At 65.4% G+C, this 11660-nt stretch carries 13 protein-coding genes and 1 pseudogene; 5 read left to right on the forward strand and 9 right to left on the reverse strand.

Annotated features, from left to right (window positions below):
- The 4 genes and pseudogenes from M3A49_RS26210 to M3A49_RS26225 form a co-directional block, all read right to left on the reverse strand.
- Positions 1-975 (reverse strand): LacI family DNA-binding transcriptional regulator (locus M3A49_RS26210; RefSeq protein WP_266231639.1); only part of this gene is annotated, 975 nt, incomplete at its 3' end.
- Between the two features lie 55 nt (positions 976-1030).
- Positions 1031-2314 carry an MFS transporter gene (locus M3A49_RS26215; protein WP_416339016.1) on the reverse strand — a complete coding sequence of 428 codons (1284 nt, stop codon included), beginning with the start codon at positions 2312-2314 and terminating at the stop codon, positions 1031-1033.
- A gap of 115 nt (positions 2315-2429) precedes the next feature.
- Complete coding sequence (locus M3A49_RS26220) at positions 2430-3167, reverse strand: ribonuclease activity regulator RraA (RefSeq protein ID WP_266231641.1); 738 nt, start codon at positions 3165-3167, stop codon at positions 2430-2432.
- Between the two features lie 27 nt (positions 3168-3194).
- Positions 3195-3845 (reverse strand): annotated as a pseudogene (locus M3A49_RS26225) (dihydroxy-acid dehydratase); the annotation flags it as partial.
- A 174-nt stretch (positions 3846-4019) separates the two neighbouring features.
- On the opposite strand from M3A49_RS26225, the gene M3A49_RS26230 reads away from it, so the two are divergent.
- The 3 genes from M3A49_RS26230 (at position 4020) to M3A49_RS26240 (ending at position 5484) form a co-directional block, all read left to right on the forward strand.
- Positions 4020-4316 carry a type II toxin-antitoxin system prevent-host-death family antitoxin gene (locus M3A49_RS26230; RefSeq protein WP_028207198.1) on the forward strand — a complete coding sequence of 99 codons (297 nt, stop codon included), beginning with the start codon at positions 4020-4022 and terminating at the stop codon, positions 4314-4316.
- The gene (locus M3A49_RS26235; RefSeq protein WP_266231642.1) at positions 4313-4684 is read left to right on the forward strand and encodes a type II toxin-antitoxin system RelE/ParE family toxin; all 372 of its coding nucleotides are present in this window, start codon (positions 4313-4315) and stop codon (positions 4682-4684) included. The genes M3A49_RS26230 and M3A49_RS26235 overlap by 4 nt, the downstream gene beginning before the upstream one ends.
- Before the next feature lie 137 nt (positions 4685-4821).
- A complete protein-coding gene (locus M3A49_RS26240; RefSeq protein ID WP_266231643.1) occupies positions 4822-5484 on the forward strand; it encodes a gamma-glutamylcyclotransferase in 663 nt (220 codons plus the stop codon).
- On the opposite strand, the gene M3A49_RS26245 is transcribed toward M3A49_RS26240, so the two are convergent.
- On the reverse strand, positions 5481-6131 hold the full coding sequence (locus M3A49_RS26245) for a LysE family translocator (protein ID WP_266231644.1): 651 nt from the start codon (positions 6129-6131) through the stop codon (positions 5481-5483). The two genes, M3A49_RS26240 and M3A49_RS26245, sit on opposite strands and share 4 nt — an antisense overlap.
- A 115-nt stretch (positions 6132-6246) precedes the next feature.
- Between M3A49_RS26245 and M3A49_RS26250 the strand changes: the two genes are divergently transcribed.
- Positions 6247-6714, forward strand: a complete 468-nt coding sequence (locus M3A49_RS26250) for an Lrp/AsnC family transcriptional regulator (RefSeq protein WP_266231742.1) — start codon at positions 6247-6249, stop codon at positions 6712-6714.
- An 18-nt stretch (positions 6715-6732) separates the two neighbouring features.
- Here M3A49_RS26250 and M3A49_RS26255 read toward each other — a convergent pair whose 3' ends face one another.
- A complete protein-coding gene (locus M3A49_RS26255) occupies positions 6733-8034 on the reverse strand; it encodes an aspartate aminotransferase family protein (protein WP_266231645.1) in 1302 nt (433 codons plus the stop codon).
- A 77-nt stretch (positions 8035-8111) separates the two neighbouring features.
- Between M3A49_RS26255 and M3A49_RS26260 the strand changes: the two genes are divergently transcribed.
- Entirely contained in the window at positions 8112-9020 is a 909-nt protein-coding gene (locus M3A49_RS26260; RefSeq protein ID WP_266231646.1) for a LysR family transcriptional regulator, read from the forward strand.
- A gap of 30 nt (positions 9021-9050) precedes the next feature.
- On the opposite strand, the gene M3A49_RS26265 is transcribed toward M3A49_RS26260, so the two are convergent.
- The 3 genes from M3A49_RS26265 to M3A49_RS26275 form a co-directional block, all read right to left on the reverse strand.
- Positions 9051-10049, reverse strand: coding sequence for an AraC family transcriptional regulator (locus tag M3A49_RS26265; protein WP_254356576.1), 999 nt, complete (start codon positions 10047-10049; stop codon positions 9051-9053).
- Between the two features lie 43 nt (positions 10050-10092).
- On the reverse strand, positions 10093-11166 hold the full coding sequence (locus tag M3A49_RS26270; RefSeq protein WP_266231647.1) for a porin: 1074 nt from the start codon (positions 11164-11166) through the stop codon (positions 10093-10095).
- 112 nt (positions 11167-11278) lie between these two features.
- Positions 11279-11620, reverse strand: coding sequence for a c-type cytochrome (locus M3A49_RS26275; protein WP_035514556.1), 342 nt, complete (start codon positions 11618-11620; stop codon positions 11279-11281).
- Between the last annotated feature and the right edge of the window lie 40 nt (positions 11621-11660).

Raw genomic sequence — 11660 nt, forward strand, 5'->3', positions numbered from 1 at the left:
CGCAGCGTTCACCCCAATGCGGGTGCCCTCCACGCGCACCGTCGTTAGCTGCGGTGTGGTTTCGGTCGCGAACTCCAGATCGCCGAAACCGCAGATCGCCAGTTGCGAGGGCACCTGCACGCCCATCTGGCGCGCAGCGCCAAGCGCGCCGATGGCGAGCAGATCCGAGCCGCAGAACACAGCGTCGATGTCTGGTGCACGTGCGAGCAAGGGCGGTAGCGCGCGCTTGCCGTGCGCGACCGAACTGGGCGGCGCGACCAATTCTTCGGGCACGTCCTCGATGCCTTCCCGCGCGAGCCGTTCGCGAAAGCCCGCGCGCCGCGCGAGCGCGCGCGCGTCGTTGGCGGAGATGAGCGCGGGACGGCGAGCGCGGCGCGCGAGCAAATGCGCGGCCACCGCGGCGCCGATCTGGTAGTGAGAAAAGCCCACCAGCATATCGATCGGCGTATCGGTCATGTCCCACGTTTCGACCACGGGAATGCCGACGTTCTTCAGGCGCTCGCGCAACGAATCGGTATGCGCGACGCCCGTGAGCAGCACGCCTTCGGGGCGGCGGCTCAACACCGTATCGAGCAGGCTCTCTTCGTTCGACGCGCTATAGCCGCTCAACGCGAGCAGTACCTCGTAACCCGCGCGCGACATCGTCTCGCTGAAGACCTGGATGGTTTCCGAAAACAGCGAGTGCGAAACGGTCGGCACCATGGCCGCGATGAGCCGCGAGCGCGCCGACGACAAACCGCCTGCCAGCCGGTTCGGCACGTAGCCCAGCTTCTGCACGACCTGACGCACGCGCTCCAGCGTTTCCGGCGCGACCGACCGCGGGTTGTTGAACACGCGCGAAACCGTGATGGGCGAGACGCCCGCCTGCGCGGCCACGTCGGTAATGCGCAGGCCTTTGGGCCCGCCGCGCGTGCGCTTCGTGCGCCCGGTGGCGTCCGCGTGTTCGATGCTCGGAGCGGGTTTGATGGTCGACATGAACTTGAACGGAGGTGGGCAATGCGCGGCTATAGTAGCGAAACCGCCTCGCCGGCTAGCGCGCGTTGCTCGGCAGGGGCGCGCCGTCGACGGTTTGCGGCGTGCGCTCGCCACGGCGCAGGATCATGGCGGTCACGATCGCGAAGATCACCATGCACGCGGCGGGCACGAGCATGGGCATGCGCGTGCTGCCCGTTACCTGCTTCACGAACGGCACGAGATTTTGCGCGATGAAGCCGCCGATATTGCCGAGCGAATTGATCGCGGCGATGCCCGCCGCGGCACGCGCGCCGTAGAGGAATTTGGGCGGCAGCGTCCAGAAGCACGGAATCAGCAGATACATGCACGGCGCGCCAAGACACAACGCGGCGAAGCGCAGCGCATGGCCCGGCAGAAAAACCGACGAAACGAAGAACACCATGCCGAGCAGTGACGACACCAGCATCGCGACGGTCGCATGATTGCTCGCGCGCAGCCGCGAAGGCAGCGTGGCGAGCACGATCGTCGCCAGCAGCCAGGGAATGATGTTGAGCAGCCCATTGGTGGTATTGGTCACGCCAAAGCCTTTTACGAGCGTAGGCAGCCAATAGCTCACGCCGTACACGGAGATCGACAGCATCATGTAGTAGAACGCCATGCCGAGCACGCGCGGCTCCGTGAGGACGCTGAGCACCGAGCCGTGGCGCGACTGGTTGCGCGCGGCCGCGTTCTCGGTCGAGAGCGTGTGCGTGAGCCAGCGCTTCTCGCCTTCCGAGAGGAACGTCGACTGCTGCGGCGCCTGCGGCAACAGGAACAGCACGACAATCGTGAGCAGTACCGATGGAATGCCGGTGACCACGAACACGAGCTGCCAGCCTTGCAGGCCGAACAGTCCGCCCTTGTCGAGCAGCCAGCCGCAGATCGGCGCGCCGATCATGTTGCCGAGGCTGCTGCCCACCGTGAAGTAACCGAGCATGCGCACGCGGTGGCGCTGCGGGAACCACAGCGTGAGGTAGTAGATCACGCCGGGATAGAGCCCGGCTTCGGACGCGCCCAGCAAAAAGCGCAGGATGTAGAACATCGTGGCGTTGCGCGTGAAGGCGAGCAGAATCGTGACCGCGCCCCACGTGAACATGATGCGCGCCATCCAGCGCGGCGCGCCGTACTTGTGGAGCAGCACATTGCTCGGCACCTCGAACAGCAGATAGCCGATGAAGAAGAGCGAAGCGCCAAGCCCGTACGCGACTTCGGAAAGCCCGAGGCTGCCGAGCATCTGCAGCTTCGCGAAGGCGATGTTGGAGCGGTCGATATACGCGACCAGGTAGAGCACGCCGAGCAGCGGCATCAGCCGCCAGCCCATGCGGTTGATCAGACGAGGCTCGTCGATCGCTGCGGTGGCATCGTTCACGTTGTCTCCTGAGCCCGCGTCGCGCGCGGGCCTCTGATTATCGGTATCGTCCTGCGTGCTGCGTGAGTTATTTTGCCTGCTGCGCGCACCATGCGCGATACGCCGCCAGCGTTTCCTCGTTGGGCGGATAGGTGCCGCGCAGTGCCAGTCCCGACTCGATGCGCTCGGTGATGAACGCCTCGAGCCGCTCCTGCTCGGTGGCGTCACGCGCCACTTCCTCGACCATTTCGTGCGGCACGATCACGACGCCATCGGCATCGCCCACGACGATATCGCCCGGATAAACCGGCACGCCGCCGCATGCGATCGGCACGTTCAGATCCACGGCGTGATGCTTCGCGAGGTTGAGCGGCGCACTCGCGCCCGCGCACCAGATCCGCAGGCCAAGCGCCGCGATCGTGCCGCTGTCACGCACGGGGCCGTCCGAAACCATCCCCGCCACGCCGCGCTTCGCGAGGCGCAACGCGAGAATCGAGCCCACCGAAGCCACCGTGCGGTCGCCCCGGCAATCCTGCACGAGCACGCTGCCCACGGGTGCGGTTTCCACGGCCTTGCGCTGCGGGTGGTCCGGATTCTGGAACACGCCCACGTGGTCGAGGTCCTCGCGCGCCGGAATATTGCGCAGCGTGAACGCCGGGCCGACGAGATTCGGCGAGCCCGGTTCAGGCTTCACAAGCGGCGCCACGCCCTGCAGAAACACGTTGCGCAGACCGCGCTTGAAAAGTTGGGTCGTGAGCGTGGCGGTGCTGACGTGACGCAGTTGTTCGAGCGCGGCTTCGCTGACTGGCGGATTCGGTGCGGTCATGATCGGTGATGTCTTCGAGGGTGGGGATTAGTGAATTTCCGGTTCGGCGCCGTGGGCTTCGCACGGCGTAGCGGCCGGCGTTTCGAGGAAATCGAAATCGCAGCCCTTGTTCGCCTGCGTCACGTGCAATTGATGCATCACGCCGAAGCCGCGTTCGAACGGCCGCTTCGGCGGCGTCCACGCCGCCTTGCGCGCGGCCAGTTCGGCGTCGCTCACATGCAGATGCAGACGACGCGCCTCGACGTCGAGTTCGATGACGTCGCCGTCTTTCACAAACGCGAGCGGCCCGCCCACGAACGATTCAGGCGCGACGTGCAGCACGCACGCGCCGTAGCTCGTGCCGATCATGCGCGAGTCGGAAATGCGCAGCATGTCGCGCACGCCGAGCTTGAGCAGTTTCTGTGGAATCGGCAGTTGGCCCCATTCGGGCATGCCCGGCGCGCCAACCGGGCCGGCGTGTTGCAACACGATCACGGAGTCGGCGCTCACATCGAGATCGTCGCTGTCGATGCGCGCGGCCATGTCGTTGTAGTCCTTGAACACCACCGCGGGGCCGCGATGCCTGAGCAGATGCGACTCCATCGCCGCGGGCTTGATGACCGCGCCGTCCGGCGCGAGATTGCCCGTGAGCACGGCGAGTCCATCGCGCGCGACGAGCGGATTGCTGCGCGTACGGACGGATAAAAAAGCCGTCGAAGGCCGGGGCGCCGGTCGCGCCACCCGGTGACGTGATGGGGTGAATGGTAGCGTTATCATTGGCGGCGCGATCCTGGGGGAAGTACGGAGCGTGGCTTGACGAAGCATCCTTCGGTGTGTATGTTTTCGTTAACGAATTTTGTAATGGAGACGTTTATGTCTATTCGTGCCAAGGACGTCGTGCCGATCAGCGAAGCACGCGCGCGGCTCACCGAACTGGCGGAAGACGTGGTCGCCGGTGCCGAAAAGGTCCTGACGAAGAATGGCGCGGCGTTCGTCGCGCTCGTCGATGCGAAAAAGCTCGACTTCTATCATGCCCTCGAGGCCGAGTACGGGCGGCTGATCATGATCGACGACGCCGAGAAGGGACTCAAGGACGCGCTCGCCGGGCGCACACAGTCTCTGGAGGACATGCGGGAGTCGATGCGACGTCGCGCTGAGCCGCGCAAATGATCCGGGTCGATTTTGCCGAAACGTTCGCAGAGCGCCTCGAAGCAATCAGCGAATTCATGCTGGAGCAGGACTCGTCGTCGGCTCCGCAGCGAATGGACGACCTTTGGGAGCAGATTTTTCGCTTCCGCGATCTCGTGATGATTCATCCAGAACTTGGCCGTCCGGCCGGCTTCCTTGCGGCGCAAACCATTGAGGGGCAGACGCGCCTCGACAAGCTGAAGCGTCTGGCAATCGAAGCTGGCGTTCCCGATTTCCGTGAATATGTGCTGCGATCGCACGTGATCCTGTATGCCCACTCGGGTACGCGCGTCGTAGTCCTCTCGATTCATCACCAGCGCGAGCTTGGCTATGCACCGTCGAGTGATTGATTGCTCCGCTTCGCTTCCGGACCGGCATCACCCGATTGTCGTCCGCAGTTGAACGCAGCATCGCGTTCCAGCCACTTTATCCACGCACGCGCCGACCGCATACTTCGTGACGTAGCCTCCACTCACCCGTCAACGCCATGCTAAACAGGGACGCCATTCGCTCCGGTGCGTTTCTCGAGAGTTTCAGCCATCTCCCGCCGGAAATTCTCTGGACGCAAGCCCAGATCGCCCAGTCGCTCGCCGATACGATGGCGAAGCGCCCCGCTGGCGAAGAGGTCTGGGTGTTCGGCTACGGCTCGCTCATGTGGAATCCGCTCTCGCACTTCGACCAGCGCGCGTACGCCACGCTGCACGGCTGGCGCCGGAGCTTTTGCATACGCCTGTTCGGCGGGCGCGGCACGCCGCAGCGCCCCGGCCGCATGCTCGCGCTGGAGCGCGGCGGCGATACGCAAGGCGTGGTGCTGCGGCTCGATGCCGCCACGCTCGACGAAGAGCTGCACATCCTCTGGACCCGCGAGATGTTGACGGGCGCCTACACGCCCGCCTGGAACGCGGTGACGCTCGCCACGGGCGAAACGCGGCACGCCCTCGCCTTCGTGGCAAACACCTGCCCGCGACAATACGAGGCTGATTCGAGCCCCGCGACTGTCGCGCGCGCGATTGCCCAGGCGCATGGACCGCTCGGCAGCAACGCGGAATACGTGTTCCAGCTCAGGCAGGCGCTTACGGACTGCGCGTTGACCGACGCCTACATCGAGGAAGTGGCGCAAGCTCTCGAACGTTTCGAAACGACATCTTAAGCGAGCCGCGCGAGGCCCGTGACCATCTGAACGACGCCGAACGCGGCAATCGCAACGGCGGAAAATATGGAGATGCCCCGCGTAAACGCGAGCGGCACCTTCGTACGCAACGCGGACGTCACGCCGCTCAGGAACAGCCACCACACGGCCGAACCCGCGAACACGCCCGTCACCATCGTCACCATCGGCGCCACCGAAAGCCCGCCCGGCGCGCCCTGCTCGCCTGGCATGGCCGGCAGGGGCCCGAGCGCGGCAAACGCAGCGATGAACGAAAAAATGGTCAGGGGGTTCGAGAGCGTCAGCGCAAACGTCGTGAGGAAATCCCGCGTGACAGGGCTGCGCTGGGTCGCCTGTACGGCGGCCGGCGCGGCGGGCGACTCGCGCGCGATGGTCCACGCCATCCACACCAGAAATGCGCCGCCCGCGGCCTTCAACACGACCGTCAGCATCGGCAGCGCCGTCACGATACCGGCCACGCCGAGCGCGCCGAGCAAGCCATAAAACGCATCCGCGCAGGCAGCGCCAATGCCCGTCGCGAAGCCGGAGTAAAAACCGCGGCTCAGGCTGCGCTGGATGCACAGCATGCCGATGGCCCCGACCGGTGCGGCGATGCAAAAGCCCATCGCTACGGCTTTGACGAACAACATCTCCCCTCTCCCCGCAATGCATGTCCTATAGGGGACTATCGTAGACGGCGCAGATTATCCGCAGAAGGCGAGTTTTAAGGGAAAATTGGCCTTTCACCTTAAACATTTCGCCATGATGGACGATCTGGACTGGAAAGTACTGGCGCTGTTGCAGGACAACGGCCGCATGACCTACACCGAGCTTGCGCGCCAGGTGCATCTCTCCGTGCCGGCGGTCACGGAGCGCGTGAGACGTCTCGAAGAGGCCGGCGTGATCGAAGGCTACACGGCGCGCGTCAACCCGGCCGCCGCCGGCTATCCGATCTCGGCCCTGATCGGCATTACGGTGCCCCAATCCGCGAAAGCGAAGTTTCTCAAGCTGCTCGGCACGATTGCCGAAGTGCTCGAATGCCATCACGTGACTGGTGCGGACTCCTATGTCATTCGCCTCGTCGCGACGAGCGTGGCCGACCTGGAGCGCCTGATCCAGCGCATCAACCTCTACGGCGAGACGCGCACGTCCATCGTCATGTCCACGCCGCTCGCTGCACGTGCGCTCGCGCGGCCCCAGGTCAACCCGGCCGGATCGCGCAGCAAGGCATAGCCGCGACGACCCGGGTCCTCAGAGCGAACGCTCGATCGCCTGCCCCAGCAGTTCCACGCCGAGATCGACCTCCTGCTCGCTCACGGTCAGCGGCGGCGCGATGCGAAACACGCCGCCCATGCCCGGCAACTGCACGATGTTCATGCTGAGCCCGAGCTTCATGCATTCGCGCGTGATTTTTGCGCCAAGGCCGTCGGCGGGCTCCTTCGTGCGGCGGTCCTTGACGATCTCTAGACCGAGCAGCAGCCCGCGCCCCCGAATGTCGCCGATGCATTCGAAGCGCTCCATCAGATCCAGCAACCCGCGCCGCAAACGCTCGCCCATGATGTTTGCGCGCGCAACGAGTCCGTCGCGCGCCACCACGTCCAGCACCCGCAGGCCGACCGCAGCGGGAAGCGGATCGGACACATGCGTCGTGTAGAACAGGAAGCCCCGTTCGTGCGCGGCTTCCTCGATCTGCGCGGACGTGACCACGGCCGCGAGCGGCAGGCCGGCGCCCAGCGTTTTCGAAAGCGTGAGGATGTCGGGCGTCACGCCGTCGTGCTCGCACGCGAACATCATCCCGGTGCGCCCAACGCCCGTTTGCGCCTCGTCGAGAATCAGCAGCATGCCGCGTTCTTCGCATTTGCGCTTGAGCGCCGCCATATAGCCGGGCGGCAGTTCGATGATGCCGCCCGAGCTCAGGATCGGCTCCGCGATGAAGGCCGCGAGATTCCCGCTGGACTGGCGGTCGATGAGATCGAACGCGTAGTCGAGTTCCGCGAGGTAATCGTATTGCCCGTTGCGCTCGAAGCGCGGCCGGTACATGAACGGCGCGGGAATCGCATACGAGCCCACCGCTGCGGGACCCACGCCCTTGCGCCCAGCGCTATAGGTGGCCGAAGCCGCGCCGCCCGTCATGCCGTGCCACGACTGCGCAAAGCCCACGATTTCGAATTTGCCCGTGACGAGCTTCGCCATGCGGATGGCGGCCTCGTTCGACTCCGCGCCGGTGCTCAGCAGCAGCGCGCGGTCGAGCCCGGCGGGCGTGACGTCGGCGAGGCGCGTGGCCAGTTCGACCACGGGCCGCGAGAGCATGCCACTGAACAAGTGGTCCAGCTTGCCCGCGTATTCGTTGATGACCGAAACGATTTCGGGGTGGCTGTGACCGAGCACCGCGCTCATCTGCCCCGAAGTGAAGTCGAGAATCGGGCGCTCGTCGGCGTCGTAGACGAAGCTGCCCTGGGCGCGCTCGATGATCATCGGCTCGAACGTGCCGCCATAGCGGATCAGGTGCTGCCTCGCGTTGCGCCAAAACTGTTCGTCGTCGTTCCTGGACACGGGCTTCTCCTCGTCGGGTAGCGGGTTTTCCTTGCAGTCTAGTCGGCGCTCTGGTTTTATAGAATCGAATAGTTCTTATGCAAGCTAGAAGAGAGGCTAATATCGTGAGCCGTCCGCTGGAAATCGATCTGCTGCGTTCGTTCGCGGTCATTGCCGAGGTGCGCTCGCTAAGCCGTGCGGCCGAACGCGTGGGCCGCACCCAGTCGGCGCTGAGCCAGCAGATCAAGCGGCTCGAGGAGATCGTCGATCAGCCGCTGTTTCAGCGCACCGGCCGCGGCGTCGCGCTGACCCACCCCGGCGAGCGCCTGCTGGTGCACGCCCAGCGTATCCTGCGCCTGCACGACGAGGCCATGGCCGACCTGTGCGGTACGGGCTTGTCGGGCACCCTGCGCTTCGGCTGCCCGGACGACTATGCCGCCGTGTTCCTCCCCGCCTTGCTACGCCGGTTTTCGGGCCAGCATCCCAATGCGCTCGTGGAAGTCGTGTGCGTTCCGACGCCGCGCCTTCTCGAACAACTCGACAAACGTGCGGTCGATCTCGCCATGGTGTCGCTGCCTTTGTCCGCCACTGGATTTGCCGACGCTAGCGGCCCGCACGACGAGATCATTCGTCGCGAGCAACTGGTCTGGATCGGCTCGCCCGAACTCGACTCCGCCCACTTCGATCCGTTGCCGCTCGCGCTCTCCGATCCGGACACGCTCGACCACATCGCGGCCTGCGAAGCGCTGGAGCGCGTGGGCAGGGCCTACCGCGTCGCGTATGCGAGCAGCAGCCTGGCGGGTCTCACCGCGCTCGTGCGTTCGGGCCAGGCCTTCGCCGTCATGACGCAAACGGCCGTTCCGGCGGATCTGGCGATACTCAATGGCGATCCCGCGCTGCCGCCCTTGCCGGCCGTCGGCATCACGATCAAGTTCGGGCGCAAGCGGCCGTCGCTCCTCACGGCGGCGTTTGCCGAGCACATTCGGCTCACGCTGCCGCTGTTGTGAACGCATGGCGGCGCGCAGGGAAGCCACGCCTCACAGCGTTTGCGGCGCGCTTTCGCCTTCGCGCGCACCCGCGGCCAGCGCGATGTCGTACGGATCGCGCACGCTGCGCGCGTACTGCTTGGGCGCCATGCCCGCCCAGCGCCGGAACGCGCGAATGAATGCCTTCTCGGACGCGTAGCCCACGCTCATGGCGATCTCGATGAGCCGGCGCCGCGAATCGCGCAGCGCACCGCTCGCGATATACATGCGATACGACGTGAGATGCCCGATAGGCGTTTCCTCGACCAGTTCGACAAAACGCGCGCTGAAACGCGAGCGCGACATACCGGCAATCGCCGCCAGCGACTCGACGGTCCAGTCTTGCTCCGGGTGCCGGTGCAGTTGCGCGATGGCGCGGCCGACCTGCGGGTCCATGAGTCCGCGCAACCAGCCCGTGTGGCTGACGGCCGAGGCGAGATGCGCGCGCAGCAACTGCACGAACAGCACGTCGGCGAGGCGCGCGGCCGCAACAGCCCAGCCCGGCTGGCAGGCCATCGATTCGCGGATAAAGGCCATGAGCGTGTCCGCGAGCCACGGGCCAACCGCGGCGTCGTTCGCACGCACGTGAATGAGCGGTGGCAGCACCGAAAACAGCGGATTGCGCACCGCCTCGCGGTAGAACACGATGCCGGTGTAGAGATCGCACACTGCGCCGCCGCGGCCCGACTCGATGCGCAAAGGGGTGTCGAAGCTGGGGCGAATGCCTGCGCGCGCAGCGAGATCGTCGAAGGGGACGGGCGCAACGTCGGGCGCGGAAGCCAGCACGTGTTCGTGGCCGTGCGGCAGCAGCACGAAATCGCCGGGCTCGACACAAAGCGGCTCCATGCCCTGCACGATCACATAAAACGGCGCGCCGCGGCCCGTGCGGAACATCACGCCCTCGATCGCCGGCTTGCGGAACGCCCATGACGCCGCGAGCGAGAAGTGTCCCGTTACCACAGCGTCGGCGCGCAGATCCGCCAGTGCGGCGCTCAACAGGTCCGTCGCCATTGTCCCCTCCGAATGTGTGGCGCTGCGCGGCATGCGTGCCGCGTCAGAAGCGTTGCTGAATGCCCATCATCGCGCCGAACTGGTTCGCGCCCGTCTGCACCGTGCCCGCGGCGGCTACCGCGTTCGCGGCGAGCGCGCTGTTCAGCATGTACCCAAGCGACGCGTAAAGCGTCGTGCGCTTCGAAACGAAATAGTTCGCGCGGCCGACGAACAGTGTCGAATTCGATTGATCGCGCAGAATATAGCGCAGCCCCTGGAAGTCCAGTGAAAAAGCCGGGGTCACGTAGTAGTCTGCGCCCAGAAAAAAGAGATCTGATTGCATATGCTCCGCCGCGGCCGTGTTGCGGCGAATCCAGCCGCCGCCCACCTTGGCCGAGCCGAATTTCACGTAGCCGTCCACGATCACGCGCCTGTCTGTATCCGCGCTGCTTACGAGCGGCGCCGAGGCGCCCGGGCCGCCATACATCACGTCGTACGACGCGGCGGCGCCGCCCCATGCGTTGTCGTAGGCGAGCATCATCGTGTACTGGCGGCAGGCCACGGCGTCGCCGGCCAGCTGGCCGGCGCAGTTCGTCGCCGACGAGCCCGCGGGACCCGCTGCATCGCGCCCGAAGCTGTAGGTCCCGCCAATCGTCACGCCATGGAATTTGCCGAGATAGCCTACGGCGTTGTCGCTGCGCGCGTTCGGCAGATAGCTGTCGAAACTCGCCATCGAATGGATCGACGGGCCGATCACGTCGGCGTTGAACAGCACATACATCGACATGTTCATCTGGCGGCCCAGCGTGAGCGTGCCGTAGTCGCTGCTCACGCCCACGTTCGCCTGGCGGCCGAACAGGCGCCCGCCATAATTGAGCGCGCCGCTATTGGGCGCGAAGCCGCTTTCGAGCACGAAGAAGGCCCGGTAGCCGCCGCCCAGCTCCTCCTGGCCGCGCAGACCGAAGCGCGACGGCACCTCGCCCGTGAGCGAGGGCATGCCGACGAACGAGCCACCTCTCGCGGTATTGTTGTAGTACTCGATGCCCGTATCCACGATGCCATAGAGCGTCACGCTGCTCTGCCCCCACGCGAGCGCCGAAGCGAACGCGAACGATCCTGCCACGATTGCCTTTTTCATCACGATCTCCAACCCTTTATTTCGTCATACTTATTTATTTGAATAGATACCGGACCATTCAACGCGGCCCGGCTTCAGCATCAGCTTCGCGCGATCGGCGCAATCTGCGCGGTCATTCGCTCTTGCTGCCGGCGAGGATCCATTGCGCGACGATCTGCGCATCGCCCGCGCTGATCGCGTTGGGCGGCATGGGTATGGCGCCCCAGTTCCCCGAGCTACCGTTCTGGATATGCGCGACAAGCGCGCTCGACGCGCCCGGCTTGCCCGCGTAGCGCGCGGCCACGTCTCGGTATGCGGGGCCAACGAGCTTCTTGTCCACGGCGTGACAGCCGAAGCAGGCATGCTGCGTGGCGATCTGGCGCGCGCGTGCAATATCCACTGCGGGCTCGGCAAACGCACTCTGGGCGAGCACGGCAACCGCGAGCGGCACGATGAAATAAGGAATACGAATCATGAATTAAAGCCTTTTTTTGGGGATGAAACGGGGATTCGAT

The organism is Paraburkholderia sp. CNPSo 3076 (assembly GCF_026343935.1).
Lineage (GTDB): Bacteria > Pseudomonadota > Gammaproteobacteria > Burkholderiales > Burkholderiaceae > Paraburkholderia > Paraburkholderia nodosa.

Coding starts and splice junctions, on each gene's coding strand:
- M3A49_RS26215 (WP_416339016.1), bottom strand. CDS start 2,314: ATGGGCTGGCGGCTGATGCCGCTGCTCGGCGTGCTCTACCTGGTCGCG.
- M3A49_RS26220 (WP_266231641.1), bottom strand. CDS start 3,167: ATGACCGCACCGAATCCGCCAGTCAGCGAAGCCGCGCTCGAACAACTG.
- M3A49_RS26230 (WP_028207198.1), top strand. CDS start 4,020: ATGTCTATTCGTGCCAAGGACGTCGTGCCGATCAGCGAAGCACGCGCG.
- M3A49_RS26235 (WP_266231642.1), top strand. CDS start 4,313: ATGATCCGGGTCGATTTTGCCGAAACGTTCGCAGAGCGCCTCGAAGCA.
- M3A49_RS26240 (WP_266231643.1), top strand. CDS start 4,822: ATGCTAAACAGGGACGCCATTCGCTCCGGTGCGTTTCTCGAGAGTTTC.
- M3A49_RS26245 (WP_266231644.1), bottom strand. CDS start 6,131: ATGTTGTTCGTCAAAGCCGTAGCGATGGGCTTTTGCATCGCCGCACCG.
- M3A49_RS26250 (WP_266231742.1), top strand. CDS start 6,247: ATGGACGATCTGGACTGGAAAGTACTGGCGCTGTTGCAGGACAACGGC.
- M3A49_RS26260 (WP_266231646.1), top strand. CDS start 8,112: ATGCAAGCTAGAAGAGAGGCTAATATCGTGAGCCGTCCGCTGGAAATC.
- M3A49_RS26265 (WP_254356576.1), bottom strand. CDS start 10,049: ATGGCGACGGACCTGTTGAGCGCCGCACTGGCGGATCTGCGCGCCGAC.
- M3A49_RS26270 (WP_266231647.1), bottom strand. CDS start 11,166: ATGAAAAAGGCAATCGTGGCAGGATCGTTCGCGTTCGCTTCGGCGCTC.
- M3A49_RS26275 (WP_035514556.1), bottom strand. CDS start 11,620: ATGATTCGTATTCCTTATTTCATCGTGCCGCTCGCGGTTGCCGTGCTC.